The organism is Pseudomonas sp. FG6 (assembly GCF_057809015.1).
In genome coordinates, this window is sequence record NZ_JBMDJD010000014.1 from 96,596 (window position 1) to 115,557 (window position 18,962).

Genomic DNA, 18,962 nt, shown 5'->3' on the forward strand with positions numbered 1-18,962 from the left:
GGCGGGGCCGGTTATCCAGCCCCGTCGTACAATCTGCTGACCCGCATAAAAATAAATAGTGGGAGTACCGTTACATGCAAGCGACCAAGCCGACTCACGTCCGCTATTTGATCCTGCTCATGCTGTTTTTGGTGACAACGATCAACTACGCCGACCGCGCCACCATCGCCATCGCAGGCTCCAGCCTGCAAAAAGACCTCGGCATCGATGCCGTGACCCTCGGTTACATCTTCTCCGCCTTCGGCTGGGCCTACGTGGCCGGGCAGATTCCCGGCGGCTGGCTGCTCGACCGTTTCGGGTCGAAAAAAATCTATGCCCTGAGCATCTTCACCTGGTCGCTGTTCACCGTGCTGCAAGGCTATGTCGGTGAATTCGGCATGTCCACGGCCGTGGTCGCGCTGTTCATGCTGCGCTTTCTGGTCGGGCTGGCCGAAGCGCCGTCCTTCCCGGGCAACGCGCGCATCGTTGCTGCCTGGTTCCCCACCGCAGAGCGCGGCACCGCCTCGGCGATCTTCAACTCGGCGCAGTACTTTGCCACCGTGTTGTTCGCACCGCTGATGGGCTGGATCGTCTACCGCTTCGGCTGGCAGCACGTGTTCGTCGTGATGGGCGTGATCGGCATCGTGTTCTCGCTGATCTGGCTGAAAGTGATCTACAGCCCGCGCCAGCACCCGATGATCAACGAGGCCGAGTTCAATCACATCGCCGCCAACGGCGCGATGGTCGACATGGACCAGGACAAGGGCAAGGAAAAGAAAGCAGACGGTCCGAAGTGGGATTACATCCGCCAACTGCTGACCAACCGCATGATGCTCGGCGTCTACCTGGGCCAGTACTGCATCAACGGCATCACTTACTTCTTCCTGACGTGGTTCCCGGTGTACCTGGTGCAAGAGCGCGGCATGACCATCCTCAAGGCGGGTTTCATCGCGTCCTTGCCGGCGATCTGCGGTTTCATCGGCGGCGTCCTCGGCGGGGTGATTTCCGACTACCTGCTGCGCAAGGGCCACTCGCTGACTTTCGCCCGCAAGGCGCCGATCATCGGTGGCTTGCTGGTGTCCAGCAGCATCGTGGCTTGCAACTACGTCGACATCGAATGGATGGTGGTGGGCTTCATGGCCCTGGCCTTCTTCGGTAAAGGCGTCGGCGCACTGGGCTGGGCGGTGGTGTCCGACACCTCGCCAAAACAGATCGCCGGTTTGAGCGGTGGCCTGTTCAACACCTTCGGCAACCTGGCGTCGATCACCACGCCTATCGTCATCGGCTACATCATCAGTGCCACCGGTTCGTTCAAGTGGGCGTTGGTGTTTGTCGGTTGCAACGCACTGGTGGCGGTGTTCAGCTACCTGGTCATCGTCGGGCCGATCAAGCGTGTCGTGCTCAAGGAACCAACGGCCAAGGATGCCGGCATCTCCAGTCTGTCCGAAGCGAAATCCTGAAGGAGCGGCGTCAATGCAATTGATTGAACATGCCGATTCGCCCCGCTACATCCGCTTGCACGAGCGCGATAACGTGGTGATCGTTGTCAACGACCAGGGCGTACCGGCCGGGACCGAATTCCCGGACGGCCTGGTCACCGTGGACTTCGTGCCACAGAGCCACAAGGTCACCCTGCAGGACATTCCCGAGGGGGGCGAGGTGATTCGCTACGGCCAGGTCATCGGCTATGCGCTGCAACCGATCCGTCGTGGCAGTTGGGTCAAGGAAGACCAACTGCGCATGCCCACCGCACCGCCGCTGGATAGCTTGCCGCTGTCCACTGACGTGCCAGCGGCCGATGCGCCGCTGGAGGGCTACACTTTCGAAGGCTACCGCAACGCCGACGGGACTGTCGGCACGCGCAATATCCTGGGTATCACCACCACGGTGCAGTGCGTGACCGGCGTGCTGGACCATGCGGTCAAGCGCATCAAGGACGAATTGCTGCCCAAGTACCCGAACGTCGATGACGTGGTGGCGCTGACCCACAGCTACGGCTGCGGCGTGGCGATCACCGCCACTGACGCCTATATTCCGATCCGCACCGTGCGCAACCTGGCGCGCAACCCGAACCTGGGCGGTGAAGCCCTGGTGATCAGCCTGGGCTGCGAGAAATTGCAGGCCGGGCAGGTGATGCATGAAGGCGACAGCTCGGTGGACCTCAGCGAGCCGTGGTTGTATCGCTTGCAGGACGCCAGCCACGGTTTCACCGAAATGATCGAGCAGATCATGGAACTGGCCGAGACCCGCTTGAAGAAACTCGACCAGCGCCGTCGCGAAACCGTACCGGCCTCGGAGTTGATCCTGGGCATGCAGTGCGGCGGCAGTGACGCGTTTTCCGGCATCACCGCCAACCCGGCCCTGGGCTATGCCTCGGACCTGTTGTTGCGCGCGGGGGCGACGGTGATGTTCTCCGAAGTCACCGAAGTGCGCGACGCGATCTACCTGCTGACTTCCCGGGCGCAGACTCCGGAAGTCGCCCAGGAGCTGGTGCGCGAGATGGACTGGTACGACCGTTACCTGGCCAAGGGCGAGGCCGATCGCAGCGCCAACACCACGCCGGGCAACAAGAAGGGCGGTTTGTCGAACATCGTCGAAAAATCCCTGGGTTCGATCGTCAAGTCGGGCAGCAGCGCGATCAACGGCGTGCTCGGCCCGGGCGAGCGCTTCAAGCACAAGGGCCTGATCTTCTGCGCCACGCCGGCCAGCGATTTCGTCTGCGGCACGCTGCAACTGGCGGCGGGGATGAACCTGCACGTGTTCACCACCGGTCGCGGCACGCCGTACGGCCTGGCGATGGCGCCGGTGGTGAAGGTCTCGACCCGCACCGAACTGGCCCAGCGCTGGCCGGACCTGATCGACATCGACGCCGGGCGGATCGCCACCGGGCGTGCGTCCATCGAGGAGTTGGGTTGGGAACTGTTCCACTACTACCTGGACGTGGCCAGCGGCAAGAAGCAGACCTGGGCCGAGCGACACAAGCTGCACAACGACATTACGCTGTTCAACCCGGCGCCGATTACCTGATCCCACAAACGCCAAATGCCCCTGTGGGTGCGGTGAGTGTGGATCTGAGTCCAGCAAAGCCTCCAGTGGGAATGCCCCCTGTGGCGAGGGAGCTTGCTCCCGCTGGCTTGCGAAGCAAGCCCAAAGCTGGCGACTGCTTCGCAGCCGAGCGGGAGCAAGCTCCCTCGCCACGGTTGATGTGAGTCCTATGGGAGCGAGCTCGCGATGATGCTCTACCAGACGCCAGTGCCGTGGGTGGCTTATCATTAGCCACCTAACGACATCCTCCCTCTGAAGGTCCCCGGCATGCTGGCCATTTTCCTCGAAACCCTGAACATCACCGCGCCGGTGTTTGCCATGTTGTTCCTAGGGGTGTTGCTCAAGCGCATCGGCTGGATCAACGACAATTTCATCCACACAGCCTCGTCCCTGGTGTTCAACGTCACCATGCCGGCGCTGTTGTTCCTGGGCATCCTGCATGCCGACCTGCACGCGGCGTTGCAGCCCGCCCTGCTGATCTATTTCGCCGTCGCCACCCTGGTGAGTTTCGCCATGGCCTGGGGCTGGGCGATCTGGCGTTGCCCGCGCCAGGACCGTGGCATCTACACCCAGGGCGCGTTTCGCGGCAATAACGGCGTCATTGGCCTGGCACTGGCGGCGAGCATGTACGGTGACTACGGGATCTCCCTGGGGGCGATCCTCGCCGCGCTGGTGATCCTGTTCTACAACACCCTGTCGACCATCGTGCTGGCGGTCTACAGCCCAGTGATCAAGTCCGATCCATGGAGCATCTGCAAGAGCGTGATCAGCAACCCGCTGATTATCAGTGTCATCAGCGCGGCCCCCTTCGCCTATTGGCAGATCGGCCTGCCGACCTGGCTCGAGACCTCGGGCAAGTACCTGGCGCAGATGACCTTGCCCCTGGCGCTGATCTGCATCGGCGGCACGCTGTCGCTGGTGGCCTTGCGCAAGAGCGGCAAGATGGCCTTGAGTTCGAGCCTGGTGAAAATGGTCGGCCTGCCACTGCTGACCACCCTGGGCGCCTGGCTCTGGGGTTTTCGCGGGGCGGAGTTGGGGATCCTGTTCCTGTACTTCGGCAGCCCGACGGCGGCGGCCAGCTTCGTCATGGCCCGGGCGGCGGAGGGCAACCATGAACTGGCGGCGGCGATCATCGTCATCACCACCTTGATGGCGGCGATTACCACCAACCTGGGGATTTTCGTGTTGCAGTGGGGTGGGTGGATCTAGGGTCTGTACGAAAAGTCTTGAGACGAAGGTCAGGCAAGGCGAAAACAGCCGAGGAAGCGGAGTGTACTGGAGTACATGAGCATTCCGAGGCTGTTTTCAACGCAGCATGAACGAGTATCAAGCCTTTTCGTACAGAGCCTAGGTCTGAGGTTGTGGTGTTCTTCAGGTCCTCTTCGCGAGCAAGCCCGCTTCCACAGGGTTCTTTGGTGAACTCAAAATCTGCATTCACCTCACATCCCCTGTGGGAGCGAGCCTGCTCGCGATAGCGATCTAACGGTCACTCAGGTTTCTGATAACTGTCGATCACTTCCTGCGCTGCCCGAAACGCATCGATCGCCGCCGGCACGCCCGCGTACACCGCGCAATGCAGCAACGCCTCGCGAATCTCTTCCACGGTGCAGCCGTTGTTCAGCGCGCCACGCACGTGGCCCTTGAGTTCCTGTGGGCATTTGAGGGCGGTGAGGGCGGCGAGGGTGATCAGGCTGCGGGTCTTGAGCGGCAGGCCCTCGCGGCTCCAGACGCTGCCCCACGCATGTTCGTTGACGAAGTCCTGCAACGGCTGGGTGAATTCGGTGGCGTTGCCCAGGGCGCGGTCGACGAAGGCGTCGCCCATTACCTGGCGACGCATGTCCAGGCCGGTCTTCGGTGTGTCGGTCATGGCAAATCCCTCTTGTGGTGTTGGCGGCGCCAGGCGCGCACGGAGGTGAACAACAAGAACGTGAGCAACACCGGCAGCACATAGAACAGCATCAAGCGTTCCAGCTGGCCGGCCAGCGGCATGCCGGTGGTGAACGACATCACGTGCAGTCCATAGGCCACGTACAAGCCCAGCAACGCCAGGCCTTCGGCACGGGTGACGCGGTAGCCGGAATAGAACACCGGCAGGCACAGCACCGCTACGCCGAGCATCACCGGCAAGTCGAAGTCCAGTGCGTTGGGCGAAACCGAGAGCGGCGTCGGCGCGGCGAGGGCGGTGACGCCGAGCACCCCCAGCAGATTGAACAGGTTGCTGCCGATCACGTTGCCCACGGCGATGTCCCGCTGGCCACGCAGGGCGGCGATCAGCGAGGTGGCGAGCTCGGGCAACGAGGTGCTGACCGCGACGATGGTCAGGCCGATAATGCGCTCCGAAAGGCCCAGGTCCATGGCCACTTCCACCGCCGCACCCAACAGCAGGTGCCCGGCAAAAATCAGCATGGCCAGGCCCAGCACGATCATCGACAGGCTCTTGGGCCAGGACGCCCGAGCCCCTTCGATCGCCACCGCGTGCGGACGACCGGAGTGGCGTGACTGGCGCAGCAGCAAGCCCAGGTACACCGCCAGGGCGATCAGCAGCCACACCCCGTCGAGTCGCGTCAGTTCTTCGTTCCAGGCCAGCACGAACACCAGCAGGCTGGCGCCGATCATCAGCGGGATGTCCAGGCGCACCAATTGGCGCGAGACACGCAACGGAATGATCAGCGCCGACAGCCCGAGGGTGACGAGGATGTTGAAGATGCTGCTGCCGATCACGCTGCCCACGGCGATGTCGGCGTTTTGCGTCAGGGTTGCCTGCAGGCTGACGGCCATTTGCGGTGCGCTGCTGCCCAAGGCGACGACGCTCAGGCCGATGATCAATGGCCGCACCTGCAAGCGCGCCGCCAGGCCCACGGCGGCACGCACCAGCAGCTCGGCACCGGCGATCAGCAACAGCAGGCCGCCGGACAGTTCGATCAGGCTGAGCAGTGGTAGGGCGCTGAGGAGGGGAATGGCGGGCGCTCCGTCTATCAGTCGTCGAGGGCTTGCACACGTACCCGGGCGGTGCCGCTGCGCAACATGCCCAGTTGTTCGGCCGCTTCGCGGGATACGTCGATCAAGCGACCACGAGTATAGGGGCCGCGGTCGTTGATGCGGACCACGACACTGTCGTTGTTGCCCAGGTTGGTGATCTTTACCCGTGTGCCGAACGGCAACTGGCGATGGGCCGCGGTCAGGCTGTGCTGGTCGAAGCGCTCGCCACTGGCGGTGCGCTTGCCGTGGTGCTTGGCACCGTAATATGAGGCGATGCCGGTCTGGTCATAGCCGTGTGAGTCGACCGTCCCGCTCTGGCTGGCGCAACCGGCCAGCAGGGACAGCAGGGCGCAGGCGCCGAGGAGACGCTTCATGTAGGGTTTTCCAACTACAGATATGGGAGCTCGCCAGTAGAAGCTAAGCCAGTAGGGGCTAAGCCTGTGGGAGCAAAGCTTGCTCGCGATGAACGATAACGCGGTCCACTGACGGATCGAGGCGTCTTCATCGCGAGCAAGCTTTGCTCCCACAGGCTCGCTCCCACAGGGAATTGAGCCAGATTCAAAGACTGGCTCCATGGCCATCAGCCCTCGAGCTTGCTTTTGAGCAGTTCGTTGACCTGTTGCGGGTTGGCCTTGCCCTTGGAGGCTTTCATGGCCTGGCCGACGAAGAAGCCGAACATCTTGCCGCGCTTGGCTTCGTCTGCCGCGCGGTACTGCTCGACCTGCTCGGCGTTGGCCGCGAGCATTTCATCGAGCACGGCGCTGATCGCGCCCGTGTCGGTGACCTGCTTCAAGCCGCGCTTCTCGATGATCTCGTCGGCGCTGCCTTCGCCATTGGCCATGGCTTCGAAGACCATCTTGGCGATCTTGCCGGAGATGGTGTTGTCCTTGATCCGCAACAGCATGCCGCCCAACTGCTCGGCAGAGACCGGCGACTCGTCGATTTCCAGGCCCTGCTTGTTCAACAGGCTGCCCAGCTCGACCATGACCCAGTTGGCCGCCAGCTTGGCGTCGCCGCCGATGCTCACGACTTTCTCGAAGTAGTCGGCCTGTTCGCGGCTGGTGGCCAGGACGTTGGCGTCATAGCTCGACAGCCCGAATTGCGCCTGGAAGCGTTCGCGTTTCTGCGGTGGCAATTCCGGCAGGGTAGCGCGCACGTCATTGAGGAACGAGTCCTCGATGACCACCGGCAGCAGGTCTGGGTCGGGGAAGTAACGGTAGTCGTTGGCTTCTTCCTTGCTGCGCATCGGACGGGTCTCGTCCTTGTTCGGGTCGTACAGGCGGGTCTGCTGGATGACCTTGCCACCGTCCTCGATCAGTTCGATCTGGCGCTGGATCTCGCTGTTGATCGCCTTCTCGATGAAGCGGAACGAGTTGACGTTCTTGATCTCGCAGCGGGTGCCGAATTCGGCCTGGCCTTTCGGGCGGATCGACACGTTGCAGTCGCAGCGCAGCGAACCTTCGGCCATGTTGCCGTCGCAGATGCCCAGGTAGCGCACCAATGCGTGGATTGCCTTGACGTAGGCCACGGCTTCCTTGGCGCTGCGCATGTCCGGCTCGGAAACGATTTCCAGCAGCGGCGTGCCGGCACGGTTCAGGTCGATGCCGGTGGCACCGTTGAATTCTTCGTGCAGGCTCTTGCCGGCGTCTTCTTCCAGGTGCGCACGGGTGATGCCGACGCGCTTGACCGTGCCGTCTTCCAGGGCGATGTCCAGGTGGCCCTTGCCGACGATCGGCAGTTCCATCTGGCTGATCTGGTAGCCCTTGGGCAGGTCCGGGTAGAAGTAGTTCTTGCGGGCGAACACGTTGTGCTGGCCGATCTCGGCGTCGATCGCCAGGCCAAACATCACCGCCATGCGCACCGCTTCGGCGTTGAGCACCGGCAACACGCCGGGCATACCCAGGTCGACCAGGCTGGCCTGGGTGTTGGGCTCGGAACCGAAGGTGGTGGAGCTACCGGAAAAGATTTTCGACCGGGTGGTGAGCTGGGTATGAATCTCCAGCCCGATCACGACTTCCCATTGCATGTGTTTCTCCTCAGAAGCCGGTTGGGGTGCGGGTGTGCCAGTCGGTATTGAGCTGGTACTGGTGCGCCACGTTGAGCAGGCGGCCTTCCTGGAAATACGGCGCGAGCAACTGCACGCCCACCGGCAGGCCATCGACGAAACCGGCCGGCATGGACAGGCCCGGCAAGCCGGCGAGGTTGGCGGTGATGGTGTAGACGTCTTCCAGGTACTCGGCGACCGGGTCACTGTTCTTGGCGCCGAGTTTCCAGGCTGGGTTCGGCGTGGTCGGGCCGAGGATGATGTCGACCTCGTTGAAGGCAGCCATGAAGTCGTTCTTCACCAGGCGGCGGATCTTCTGCGCCTTGAGGTAATAAGCGTCGTAGTAGCCGGCGGACAGCGCGTAGGCACCGACCATGATCCGGCGCTGCACTTCGGCGCCGAAGCCTTCGCCACGGGAGCGCTTGTACAGGTCCACGAGGTTTTCCGGGTTTTCGCAGCGGTAGCCGAAGCGCACGCCGTCGAAGCGCGACAGGTTCGAGGACGCTTCTGCCGGGGCGATCACGTAGTACGCGGGAATGGCGTGCTGCATGTTCGGCAGGCTGATTTCCTTGATGATCGCGCCGAGTTTTTCCAGCTCTTTAACGCTGTTGTGGACCAGCTCGGCGATGCGCGGGTCGAGACCGGCGCTGAAGTACTCCTTCGGCACGCCAATGCGCAGGCCTTGCAGCGAACCGTTGAGGCTGGCGCTGTAGTCCGGCACTGGCTCATCGATGCAGGTGGAGTCGTTCGGGTCGAAGCCGGCCATGCCTTGCAGCAGGATCGCGCAGTCTTCGGCGGTGCGGGCCAGCGGGCCCCCTTGGTCGAGGCTGGAGGCGTAGGCGATCATGCCCCAGCGCGACACGCGACCGTAGGTCGGCTTCAGGCCCGTGAGGTTGGTGAACGCCGCCGGCTGGCGAATCGAACCGCCAGTGTCGGTCGCGGTGGCGGCCGGCAACAGGCGCGCGGCCACGGCAGCCGCCGAACCGCCGGACGAACCGCCCGGTACGTGTTCCAGGTTCCACGGGTTCTTCACCGCGCCGTAGTAGCTCGACTCGTTGGCCGAGCCCATGGCGAATTCGTCCATGTTGGTCTTGCCCAGGGTCACGGTGCCGGCGGCGGCCAGCTTGGCGACCACGGTGGCGTCATAGGGGGCCTTGAAGTTGTCGAGCATCTTCGAGCCGCAGCTGGTGCGGATGCCCTGGGTGCAGAACAGGTCCTTGTGGGCAATCGGTGCGCCGAGCAGGGCGCCGCTCTCACCATTGGCACGACGGGTGTCGGCGGCCTTGGCCTGGCCCAGGGCCAGTTCTTCGGTGAGGCTGATGAAGCTGTTGAGCTGCGGGTCGAGCTGGGCGATGCGCGCCAGCAGAACCTTGGTCAGCTCTTCGGAGGAAAATTTCTTGTCGGCGAGTCCGCGGGCGATCTCGGCCAGGGTCATGTGATGCATGAGAGGCTCTTTCCCTTTAGTCGATGACTTTCGGAACCAGGTACAGGCCGTTTTCGACCGACGGTGCGATGGACTGGTAGGCCTCGCGATGATTGGACTCGGTCACGACGTCGGCGCGCAGGCGCTGGCTGGCTTCCAGAGGGTGGGCCAGCGGTTCGATACCGTCGGTATTGACCGCCTGCATCTCGTCGACCAGGCCCAGGATGCTGTTCAGGGCAGCGGTGATGTGTGGAAGATCGGCTTCATTGAGGCCCACGCAGGCCAGATGAGCGATTTTTTCCACGTCGGAGCGTTCAAGCGCCATGGGATTCTCCAGCGGAAAACAAAACGGACGCAGTCTGTCCGTGAGTTGGATTATCGGAACACTACCGCCTTTTTACGGTCCTACGGCCGCAATTGTAGGGTTTGGTGCACAGAAAAGCGGCCAATTTACCATATTGGCGCCTTGCCCAAAATCCCTGTCGTTGTTAGAGTTTGCCGCACTTTTTTACCCACGCGTTGCCTAGGGTCCCTTTCCCATGTTCAAGAAACTGCGTGGCATGTTTTCCAGCGATCTTTCCATCGACCTGGGCACTGCCAACACACTTATTTACGTGCGCGAGCGCGGTATCGTCCTGAATGAACCCTCGGTCGTGGCTATCCGCACCCACGGCAACCAGAAGAGTGTCGTGGCCGTCGGTACGGAAGCCAAGCGCATGCTGGGCCGTACACCGGGCAACATCGCCGCCATTCGCCCGATGAAAGACGGCGTGATCGCCGACTTCAGCGTCTGCGAAAAGATGCTGCAGTACTTCATCAACAAGGTTCACGAAAACAGCTTCCTGCAGCCCAGCCCTCGTGTGCTGATCTGCGTTCCATGCAAATCCACCCAGGTGGAGCGTCGCGCCATCCGTGAATCGGCCCTCGGTGCCGGTGCCCGCGAAGTGTTCCTGATCGAAGAGCCCATGGCCGCTGCCATCGGTGCCGGCCTGCCGGTAGAGGAAGCCCGCGGTTCGATGGTCGTCGATATCGGTGGTGGTACCACTGAAATCGCACTGATCTCCCTCAATGGCGTGGTCTATGCCGAATCCGTGCGTGTGGGCGGCGACCGTTTCGACGAAGCGATCATCACCTACGTGCGCCGCAACTACGGCAGCCTGATCGGCGAATCCACCGCCGAGCGCATCAAGCAGGAAATCGGCACGGCCTACCCGGGCGGTGAAGTGCGCGAAGTCGACGTTCGCGGTCGTAACCTGGCCGAAGGCGTTCCACGTGCGTTCACCCTCAACTCCAACGAAGTGCTCGAAGCCCTGCAAGAGTCGTTGGCGACCATCGTCCAGGCGGTCAAGAGCGCCCTGGAGCAGTCGCCGCCGGAACTGGCGTCGGACATCGCCGAGCGCGGCCTGGTGCTGACCGGTGGTGGCGCGCTGCTGCGTGACCTCGACAAGCTGCTGGCCCAGGAAACCGGGCTGCCGGTGATCGTTGCCGAGGACCCGCTGACCTGCGTTGCCCGTGGCGGTGGCCGTGCATTGGAAATGATGGACAAGCACACCATGGACCTGCTCTCCAGCGAATAAGTCTGTCGAGTCCATGTTGTTCGCTCCCGGGCAGCACTTTGCAGTGCTGCCCGTTGGCGTTTATCTTCTGTCATTCGTATCCAGGCCGGTTTGATACCGTATGAATAAAGAGAACATTTGCCTGGGAGGAGCGGCTTATTAAACCGCTTTTCGCCAAGGGCCCCTCACTGGGTGTGCGCCTGCTGGTGCTGGCCGTGCTATCGGTCGCGCTGATGGTGGTCGATGCCCGCTTCACGCTGCTCAAACCCGTGCGCAGCCAGATGTCGCTGGTATTGATGGAAGCCTACTGGATCACCGACCTGCCGCAACGGTTGTGGCAAGGTGTGGCCAGTCAATTTGGCAGCCGGACCGAACTGGTCGCCGAAAACGAAAAACTCAAGACCGAAAACCTGCTGTTGCAGGGGCGCATGCAGAAGCTGGCGGCCCTCACCGAGCAGAACGTGCGGTTGCGCGAGTTGCTCAATTCTTCTGCGCTGGTCAACGAAAAGGTCGAAGTGGCCGAGTTGATCGGCATGGACCCGAATCCTTTCACCCACCGTATCCTGATCAACAAGGGTGAGCGCGACGGCGTGGTCCTCGGCCAGCCGGTGCTCGACGCCCGCGGCCTGATGGGGCAGGTGGTGGAGCTGATGCCCTACACTTCCCGCGTATTGCTGCTGACCGACACCACCCACAGCATCCCGGTGCAGGTCAACCGCAACGGCCTGCGCGCGATTGCCAGCGGCACCGGTAACCCGGAACGCCTGGAACTGCGGCACGTGGCCGACACCGCCGACATCAAGGAAGGCGACCTGCTGGTCAGCTCCGGCCTCGGTCAACGCTTCCCGGCCGGTTATCCGGTGGCCACGGTCAAGGAAGTCATCCATGACTCGGGCCAGCCATTTGCCATCGTGCGCGCGGTGCCGACGGCTGCGCTGAACCGCAGTCGCTACCTACTGCTGGTGTTCAGCGACAACCGCACACCCGAGGAGCGCGCCAACGACGCTGCAGCCGCCCAGGAAGCGCAGGATCGACAAGGCGCCGAATCGACCACCGCTCCGGCGACCGCGGCCCCTGTCCCGGCCATCGTGCCCAAGCCTCAAGCGCCGGCACCGGCCACGCCAGCGCCGGTCACACCGGCTGCAACGCCTGCCCGCTCGGCCACCCATGCCCCGGCCACCCAGCATGCCCGGCCCGCCGCCAAGCCACCGGCCGCTACGCCGCCTGCCGCGCCCGCCAACAGGGGAGAACGAGAAGAATGAGCACCACGCACTCCGGTAACGGCTGGATGGTCTGGCTGACCTTTGCCCTCGGCCTGCTGCTGAGCGTTTCGCCGCTGCCGCAGTTCATGGAGATCCTGCGGCCGTTGTGGCTGGCCTTGCTCCTGGCTTTCTGGGCGCTGGCCCTGCCACACAAGGTCGGCATGGTCACCGCCTGGTGCCTGGGGCTGGCCGAGGACGTGCTCTACGGCACGTTGCTGGGACAGAACGCGCTGATCCTGACGCTCATCACCTTCCTGGTGCTGTCGCTGCAGCAACGCTTGCGGATGTTCCCGATGTGGCAGCAAAGCCTGGTGATCCTGGTGATCTTCGGTTTGGCGCAGTTGGTGCAGTTGTGGCTCAGCGCGCTGACCGGCAACCGTCAGCCGACCCTGGCGCTGGTACTGCCGGCCTTGGTCAGCGCCTTGCTCTGGCCCTGGATCAGCTTCGGTTTGCGCGGCCTGCGCCTGCGATTCAAAATCAACTGATTGGCCCAGGATATCTACACTTTTTTTTGATGACTTACACCCTGTGGCGAGGGAGCTTGCTCCCGCTCGGTTGCGTAGCGACCGTAAAAAATCAGGGCCGCTGCGCAGCCCAGCGGGAGCAAGCTCCCTCGCCACAAAAGCTGTTTGCGTTTGGAAGCCCGTGCTTTGAGAGGGAGATGTCTTGATGAAGCCGCTTTACCTCGCCTCAGGCTCGCCGCGTCGGCGTGAATTGCTCACCCAGATCGGCGTGCCGTTCACCACCGTCAGCGCGGACATCGACGAAACACCTCTGGATCATGAAACCCCATCGGCCTATGTCGAGCGCCTGGCGCGTGGCAAGGCCGAGGCCGGGCGTCGCGCCTTGAGCGCCGACCTGCCGGCTTGCGTGCTCGGCGCCGACACGGCCGTGGTGCTCGAGGGGCGGATTCTCGGCAAGCCGCTGGACCAGGCCGACTCCCTGGCGATGCTCTTGGCGCTCTCGGGACGCGATCACGAAGTGCTCACCGCCATCGCCCTTCTGGACGGCCAGCGTTGCGAGTCTCGCGTGGTCCGCAGCCGGGTGCGTTTTCGTGGGATTACCGAACAGGAGGCGCTGGCCTACTGGGCCAGCGGTGAACCCCGGGACAAGGCGGGTGGCTATGGCATCCAAGGGCTTGGGGCGGTGTTCGTCGCCGGGCTTGAAGGCAGTTATTCGGCCGTGGTCGGCTTGCCGCTGTGCGAAACCGCGCAACTGCTGGGCCATTTCGGCATACCCTGTTGGCAAACCTTGAGCGCGCCGAGCGCCGTCTGACAGATGCGGCCATAATCGTGAACATGCCTGAACGAGACCCTGCCATGAGTGAAGAGATCCTGATCAACATCACGCCGATGGAATCGCGCGTGGCGGTGGTCGAAAACGGTGTGCTGCAAGAAGTGCATGTGGAGCGCACGCAAAAGCGCGGCATCGTGGGCAATATCTACAAGGGCAAGGTGGTGCGGGTCTTGCCGGGCATGCAGGCGGCGTTCGTCGATATCGGCCTGGATCGCGCAGCATTCATCCATGCGTCGGAAATTTCCATGCGCGAGGGGCCGGCTGTGGAGAGCATCGGCGCCTTGGTCCACGAAGGGCAGAGCCTGGTGGTGCAGGTCACCAAGGACCCCATCGGCTCCAAGGGCGCGCGGCTGACCACGCAATTGTCGATCCCGTCGCGCTACCTGGTGTACATGCCGCGTACCGCCCATGTCGGTATATCGCTGAAGATCGAGGACGAAGCCGAGCGCGAGCGCCTCAAGCAGGTGGTCAGCGACTGCGTGGAAAAAGAAGGCATCAAGGAGGCCGGAGGCTTCATCCTGCGCACCGCCGCCGAAGGGGCTGGCGCCGATGAAATCCTCATGGACATCCGTTACCTGCGCAGGCTCTGGGACCAGATCGCCGCGCAGATCAAGACCATCGCCACCCCCAGCGTCATCTACGAAGACCTGGGCCTGGCGCTGCGCACGCTGCGCGACCTGGTCAGCCCCAAGATCGAGAAGATCCGCATCGACTCGCGGGAAACCTTCCAGAAAACCACGCAGTTCGTGGCCGAGCTGATGCCGGAAATCGCCGACCGCCTGGAGCATTACCCCGGCGAACGACCGATTTTCGATTTGTACGGTGTCGAGGACGAGATCCAGAAAGCCCTTGAGCGCAAGGTGCCGCTCAAGTCCGGTGGCTACCTGGTGGTCGATCCTGCCGAAGCCATGAGCACCATCGACGTCAACACCGGCGCGTTCGTGGGGCACCGCAACCTGGAAGAAACCATCTTCAAGACCAACCTGGAGGCGGCCACGGCCATTGCCCGCCAGCTGCGCCTGCGCAACCTGGGCGGGATCATCATCATCGACTTCATCGACATGGAAGATGAAGAGCATCAGCGCCAGGTGCTGCGAACCCTGGAAAAACAACTGGAGCGCGATCACGCCAAGACCAACATCATCGGGATTACCGAGCTGGGCCTGGTGCAAATGACCCGCAAGCGCACGCGCGAAAGCCTTGAGCAGGTGCTGTGCGAGCCGTGCACCAGTTGCCAGGGCCGGGGCAAGCTCAAGACCCCGGAAACCGTGTGTTACGAAATCTTCCGGGAAATTCTCCGGGAAGCGCGCGCCTACCAGGCCACCGGCTATAGAGTGTTGGCGAACCAGAAAGTGGTGGATCGCCTGCTCGATGAAGAGTCAGGCAACGTCGCGGAGCTGGAGGCCTTTATTGGCCGGACGATTCGCTTCCAGGTGGAAACCATGTACTCCCAGGAACAATACGACGTGGTGTTGCTCTGAAGGGCTGGGAAGCGGCAGGCCCCGCGTATTTGAAAGCCTTGGCCAGGGGAGCCCACTGACATGGAGCGTCTGACACGCTTTTTCGCGACGCTGACCCGTTGGGGGTTGGGCCTGTGCGCGCTGTTGCTGGTGCTGCTGGCACTGTATGTCAGCCTGGGCCGCGAGCTGGTCCCGCTGGTGGCCGAATACCGCGCCGAGGTCGAGACCCAGGCTACGCAAGCGTTGGGCCTGCCGGTGCACATCGGCAGCCTGGACGGTAGCTGGAGCGGCCTGGCGCCCGTGCTGGCGGCACGCGACGTGGTGGTCGGCGACGACGTCAATGCGCTGCACCTGGATCAGGTGCGGGCCGTGCCTGACCTTTGGCAAAGCCTGCTGGCGCGCCAGGTGCGCATTGCTCACCTGGAACTCAGCGGCTTGAAGGTCAGCGTCAAGGAGGGCGCCGATGGCAAGTGGGCCCTGGAAGGCCTGCCGGTGCAGGGAGACCAGCCGCTTGACCCGCAACAATTGTTCGATCGCATGCAAATGGTTGCCAAGCTGTCATTGCTCGATAGCCAGGTCACCTTGCAACCGCAGGATCAATCGCCGCTGACCCTGACCTACGTTGGCCTGAGCCTGCGCACCGGTGTCACGCGCCAGCGCCTGGACGCCCGCCTGACATTGCCAGACGGCCAGCCCGTGGCGCTGAACCTGCGCACCCGCATCCGCGCCAGCGACTGGCAGAACGGCGAGGCCGAGGTTTACGTGAGCCTGCCGCAGAGCGATTGGTCCAAATGGCTGCCGAAACGCCTGACCCAGCAGTGGCATTTCTCCCAGCTCAAGGCCGGCGGCGAATTCTGGTTCAGTTGGGGCCAAGGCGCGCTGCAAAGCGCGGCCATGCGTCTGAACGCACCGCAACTCCAAGGGGCCTACGCCGAGCGCAAACCGGTGCAGATCCATAACCTGGCGCTCAACGGCTACTACCAGCGCAGCAGCGAAGGGTTCACCGCAACGTTCGACTCCCTGGCGATGAGCCTTGGGGAAACCCGCTGGGAGTCACGTCTGCAACTGCAACAGAGCAACGCCACCGACAAGGCCGAAGAGCGTTGGCATCTGCAGGCCGATCGCCTCGACCTGACACCGATCACACCGTTACTCAATGCCTTGGCGCCGCTGCCAGAGGGCGTCGCGACGGCCATCGATCGACTCAAGTTCACCGGCGCCCTGCGTAACGTCCTGCTGGACTACCGGCCGCAAAACAGCGGTGATCAGAAAGTCAGTTTTGCCACCAACCTGGACACGCTGGGCTTCGATGCCTATCACGGTGCCCCGGCGGCGCGTAACGTTTCCGGCAGCCTGAGTGGCGACCTGGGTGGCGGTGAATTGCGCATGGACAGCAAGGATTTCTCCCTGCACCTGGACCCGATCTTCGCCAAGCCCTGGCAATATTTGCAGGCCAACGCTCGCTTGACCTGGAAGCTGGACCAACAAGGCTTCACCCTGATCGCGCCGTACCTGAAGGTGCTGGGCGAAGAGGGGCGGATTGCCGGCGATTTCCTGATCCGCCTGCATTTCGACCACAACCAGGAAGACTACATGGACCTGCGCGTCGGCCTGGTGGACGGCGACGGGCGCTACACCGCCAAGTACCTGCCGGCGGTCCTCAGCCCGGCGCTGGATGAGTGGTTGCGCACGGCCATCGTCAAGGGCGCGGTGGACCAGGGCTTTTTCCAGTATCAAGGTTCGTTGAACCACGGTGCCGAGGACGCGGCGCGCAGCATCAGCCTGTTCTTCAAGGTGCATGACGCCGAACTGGCGTTCCAGCCCGGCTGGCCTTCGGTCGGCAAGGTCAGCGGCGATGTCTTCGTCGAAGACAGCGGTGTGCGCATCTTCGCCAGCCAGGGCCAATTGCTTGATACGCAGGTCAAGGACGTCTCGGTGAATATCCCCCACGTCCCCAGTGGCGAGAGTTCCCACCTGTTGCTCGACGGCGGCTTTGTCGGCGGACTGGGCGATGGATTGAAAATCCTCCAGACGGCACCGATCGGTACGGCCCAGACCTTCGCCGGGTGGGAAGGCGAGGGTGGCCTGCAGGGCAGCGTCAAGCTCGATATCCCGTTGGTCAAAGGCGAACAGCCGAAGATCCTCGTGGACTTCGCCACCGACAAGGCGCGGCTCAAGCTGAGCGAGCCGGTACTGGAGCTGACCCAACTCAAGGGTGACTTCCGTTTTGACAGCGGCAAGGGCTTGAGCGGCAAAGGCATCACGGCCCAAGTATTCGAGCGGCCCGTGACGGCGCAGATTTTTGCCGAGGGTCGTGCCGGCGCACTCAACACGCGTGTCACCGCCTCCGGGCGAGTAGAGGCCAAGAAGCTCGCCGATTGGCTGAACGTCACCCAGCCGCTGCCGGTGTCCGGCGTTTTGCCGTACCAGTTGCAGGTGATCCTCGATGGCGCCGACAGCCAGTTGTCGGTCAGCTCCAGCCTGAAGGGGCTGGCGGTGGACCTGCCCGCACCTTTCGGCATGACCGCCGAGGCCGGGCGTGACACGGTGTTTCGCATGACCCTGCAAGGGCCGGAGCGCCGCTACTGGGTCGATTATGGCGACCTCGCCAGCTTCACGTACGCGGCGCCGAGCGGCAAGGTCGCCGAGGGGCGCGGAGAACTGTTGCTGGGTGCAGGTGATGCGGTGCTGCCAGGGGCCAAGGGGCTGCGCTTGCGCGGCGCGCTGTCTGAGCTGGACGTCAGCCCCTGGCAGGCCCTGGTCAGCAAGTACGCCGGCCAGGATCCGGGCGGCAGCGCCAGGCAATTGCTCAACAGCGTCAACCTGACCGTCGGCAAGCTCACCGCCCTGGGCACGACCCTGGAGCGCGCCTCGGTGCAACTGGACCGCAAGCCGGACGCGTGGGCGTTGCGGCTCGACAGCCAGCAGGCCAAGGGCAATGTCAGCCTGCCGGACGCCCAGGCCGCCCCGATCGGCATCAAGTTGGACTACGTACGCCTGCCGGCAGCGGACCCGACCGTGCAAGCGGACGAAAACGCCCCGGACCCGTTGGCCTCGGTGGACCCGACCAAGATCCCGGCCATGGATATCGCCATCGACCAGTTGTTCCAGGGACCTGATCTTATCGGTGCGTGGTCTTTGAAAGTGCGTCCGACCGCCAAGGGCATCGCGCTGAACAACCTGGACATGGGCCTCAAGGGCATGGTGTTGAACGGCAGCGGCGGTTGGGAAGGCGCGCCCGGTTCCACCAGCAGTTGGTACAAAGGTCGTATCGCCGGCAAGAACCTGGGCGACGTGCTCAAGGGCTGGGGATTCGCCCCCAGCGTGACCAGCCAGGAGTTCCGCATGGATGTCGACGGGCGCTGGCCCGGTTCGCCGGCGTGGGTGGCCACCAAGCGGTTTTCCGGCAGCCTGGATGCGTCGCTGAGCAAAGGCCAGTTCGTTGAGGTCGAAGGCAGTGCCCAGGCACTGCGGGTATTTGGCCTGCTGAATTTCAACTCCATTGGCCGACGCTTGCGCCTGGACTTTTCCGACCTGTTCGCCAAGGGACTGAGCTACGACCGGGTCAAGGGGTTGCTGGTGGCGAGCGAGGGTGTGTACGTGACCCGCGAGCCCATCACCCTGACAGGACCGTCCAGCAACCTGGAGCTCAACGGCACGCTGGACATGGTGGCCGACCGGGTCGATGCCAAGCTGCTGGTGACATTGCCCGTGACCAACAACCTGCCGATTGCGGCGCTGATCGTCGGCGCGCCGGCGGTGGGTGGGGCATTGTTCCTGATCGATAAACTGATCGGCGACCGCGTGGCGCGTTTTGCCAGCGTAAAATACGACGTCAAGGGGCCGTGGAAAGAGCCGAAGATCACCTTTGACAAGCCGTTCTGACAGACGATGCAAAACCCCTTGTGGGAACGAGCC

The 18,962-nt window shown here is 63.2% G+C and carries 15 protein-coding genes; 9 read left to right on the top strand and 6 right to left on the bottom strand.

The features are described 5' to 3' along the window. Nucleotides 1–74: 74 nt before the first annotated feature. The 3 genes from ACODSJ_RS11645 to ACODSJ_RS11655 all read left to right on the top strand — a co-directional run bounded on the left by ACODSJ_RS11645 (nucleotide 75) and on the right by ACODSJ_RS11655 (nucleotide 4,233). A complete protein-coding gene (locus ACODSJ_RS11645; protein ID WP_489101855.1) occupies nucleotides 75–1,439 on the top strand; it encodes an MFS transporter in 1,365 nt (454 codons plus the stop codon). A gap of 13 nt (nucleotides 1,440–1,452) precedes the next feature. Continuing rightward, nucleotides 1,453–3,006, top strand: a complete 1,554-nt coding sequence (gene garD, locus ACODSJ_RS11650; protein ID WP_489101856.1) for a galactarate dehydratase — start codon at nucleotides 1,453–1,455, stop codon at nucleotides 3,004–3,006. 285 nt (nucleotides 3,007–3,291) lie between these two features. Further along, a complete protein-coding gene (locus ACODSJ_RS11655) occupies nucleotides 3,292–4,233 on the top strand; it encodes an AEC family transporter (protein WP_489101857.1) in 942 nt (313 codons plus the stop codon). Nucleotides 4,234–4,510: 277 nt separating this feature from the next. Here the strand turns inward: ACODSJ_RS11655 and ACODSJ_RS11660 are convergent, their stop codons facing one another. The 6 genes from ACODSJ_RS11660 to gatC form a co-directional block, all read right to left on the bottom strand. Next, nucleotides 4,511–4,891, bottom strand: a complete 381-nt coding sequence (locus ACODSJ_RS11660; RefSeq protein ID WP_003177973.1) for a carboxymuconolactone decarboxylase family protein — start codon at nucleotides 4,889–4,891, stop codon at nucleotides 4,511–4,513. After that, the gene (locus ACODSJ_RS11665) at nucleotides 4,888–5,949 is read right to left on the bottom strand and encodes a calcium/sodium antiporter (protein WP_489101891.1); all 1,062 of its coding nucleotides are present in this window, start codon (nucleotides 5,947–5,949) and stop codon (nucleotides 4,888–4,890) included. The genes ACODSJ_RS11660 and ACODSJ_RS11665 overlap by 4 nt, the downstream gene beginning before the upstream one ends. Nucleotides 5,950–5,999: 50 nt before the next feature. Then, on the bottom strand, nucleotides 6,000–6,377 hold the full coding sequence (locus tag ACODSJ_RS11670; RefSeq protein WP_489101858.1) for a septal ring lytic transglycosylase RlpA family protein: 378 nt from the start codon (nucleotides 6,375–6,377) through the stop codon (nucleotides 6,000–6,002). A gap of 206 nt (nucleotides 6,378–6,583) precedes the next feature. Next, nucleotides 6,584–8,029, bottom strand: coding sequence for an Asp-tRNA(Asn)/Glu-tRNA(Gln) amidotransferase subunit GatB (gene gatB / locus ACODSJ_RS11675; RefSeq protein ID WP_489101859.1), 1,446 nt, complete (start codon nucleotides 8,027–8,029; stop codon nucleotides 6,584–6,586). Nucleotides 8,030–8,039: 10 nt separating this feature from the next. Beyond that, nucleotides 8,040–9,491, bottom strand: coding sequence for an Asp-tRNA(Asn)/Glu-tRNA(Gln) amidotransferase subunit GatA (gene gatA, locus ACODSJ_RS11680; RefSeq protein WP_489101860.1), 1,452 nt, complete (start codon nucleotides 9,489–9,491; stop codon nucleotides 8,040–8,042). Nucleotides 9,492–9,507: 16 nt separating this feature from the next. After that, nucleotides 9,508–9,795: an Asp-tRNA(Asn)/Glu-tRNA(Gln) amidotransferase subunit GatC gene (gene gatC / locus ACODSJ_RS11685; protein ID WP_489101861.1), complete on the bottom strand. Its 288-nt coding sequence runs from the start codon at nucleotides 9,793–9,795 to the stop codon at nucleotides 9,508–9,510. 214 nt (nucleotides 9,796–10,009) lie between these two features. On the opposite strand from gatC, the gene mreB reads away from it, so the two are divergent. The 6 genes from mreB to ACODSJ_RS11715 all read left to right on the top strand — a co-directional run bounded on the left by mreB (nucleotide 10,010) and on the right by ACODSJ_RS11715 (nucleotide 18,929). Next, nucleotides 10,010–11,047, top strand: a complete 1,038-nt coding sequence (gene mreB, locus ACODSJ_RS11690; RefSeq protein WP_002555108.1) for a rod shape-determining protein MreB — start codon at nucleotides 10,010–10,012, stop codon at nucleotides 11,045–11,047. A gap of 137 nt (nucleotides 11,048–11,184) precedes the next feature. After that, a complete protein-coding gene (gene mreC, locus ACODSJ_RS11695) occupies nucleotides 11,185–12,288 on the top strand; it encodes a rod shape-determining protein MreC (protein ID WP_489101892.1) in 1,104 nt (367 codons plus the stop codon). Further along, nucleotides 12,285–12,773 (top strand): rod shape-determining protein MreD, encoded by a 489-nt coding sequence (gene mreD / locus ACODSJ_RS11700; RefSeq protein ID WP_489101862.1) that lies wholly within the window; start codon nucleotides 12,285–12,287, stop codon nucleotides 12,771–12,773. The genes mreC and mreD overlap by 4 nt, the downstream gene beginning before the upstream one ends. Before the next feature lie 184 nt (nucleotides 12,774–12,957). Beyond that, nucleotides 12,958–13,563 carry a Maf family protein gene (locus ACODSJ_RS11705; RefSeq protein ID WP_489101863.1) on the top strand — a complete coding sequence of 202 codons (606 nt, stop codon included), beginning with the start codon at nucleotides 12,958–12,960 and terminating at the stop codon, nucleotides 13,561–13,563. Nucleotides 13,564–13,607: 44 nt separating this feature from the next. Beyond that, complete coding sequence (gene rng, locus ACODSJ_RS11710) at nucleotides 13,608–15,065, top strand: ribonuclease G (protein ID WP_489101864.1); 1,458 nt, start codon at nucleotides 13,608–13,610, stop codon at nucleotides 15,063–15,065. 60 nt (nucleotides 15,066–15,125) lie between these two features. Continuing rightward, nucleotides 15,126–18,929: a YhdP family protein gene (locus tag ACODSJ_RS11715; protein ID WP_489101865.1), complete on the top strand. Its 3,804-nt coding sequence runs from the start codon at nucleotides 15,126–15,128 to the stop codon at nucleotides 18,927–18,929. Nucleotides 18,930–18,962: the final 33 nt, after the last annotated feature.

Bases quoted from the DNA above. Each gene is read 5' to 3' on its own strand.
- ACODSJ_RS11645 (WP_489101855.1), top strand. From the start codon at position 75: ATGCAAGCGACCAAGCCGACTCACGTCCGCTATTTGATCCTGCTCATG.
- garD (WP_489101856.1), top strand. From the start codon at position 1,453: ATGCAATTGATTGAACATGCCGATTCGCCCCGCTACATCCGCTTGCAC.
- ACODSJ_RS11655 (WP_489101857.1), top strand. From the start codon at position 3,292: ATGCTGGCCATTTTCCTCGAAACCCTGAACATCACCGCGCCGGTGTTT.
- ACODSJ_RS11660 (WP_003177973.1), bottom strand. From the start codon at position 4,891: ATGACCGACACACCGAAGACCGGCCTGGACATGCGTCGCCAGGTAATG.
- ACODSJ_RS11670 (WP_489101858.1), bottom strand. From the start codon at position 6,377: ATGAAGCGTCTCCTCGGCGCCTGCGCCCTGCTGTCCCTGCTGGCCGGT.
- gatB (WP_489101859.1), bottom strand. From the start codon at position 8,029: ATGCAATGGGAAGTCGTGATCGGGCTGGAGATTCATACCCAGCTCACC.
- gatA (WP_489101860.1), bottom strand. From the start codon at position 9,491: ATGCATCACATGACCCTGGCCGAGATCGCCCGCGGACTCGCCGACAAG.
- gatC (WP_489101861.1), bottom strand. From the start codon at position 9,795: ATGGCGCTTGAACGCTCCGACGTGGAAAAAATCGCTCATCTGGCCTGC.
- mreB (WP_002555108.1), top strand. From the start codon at position 10,010: ATGTTCAAGAAACTGCGTGGCATGTTTTCCAGCGATCTTTCCATCGAC.
- mreD (WP_489101862.1), top strand. From the start codon at position 12,285: ATGAGCACCACGCACTCCGGTAACGGCTGGATGGTCTGGCTGACCTTT.
- ACODSJ_RS11705 (WP_489101863.1), top strand. From the start codon at position 12,958: ATGAAGCCGCTTTACCTCGCCTCAGGCTCGCCGCGTCGGCGTGAATTG.
- rng (WP_489101864.1), top strand. From the start codon at position 13,608: ATGAGTGAAGAGATCCTGATCAACATCACGCCGATGGAATCGCGCGTG.
- ACODSJ_RS11715 (WP_489101865.1), top strand. From the start codon at position 15,126: ATGGAGCGTCTGACACGCTTTTTCGCGACGCTGACCCGTTGGGGGTTG.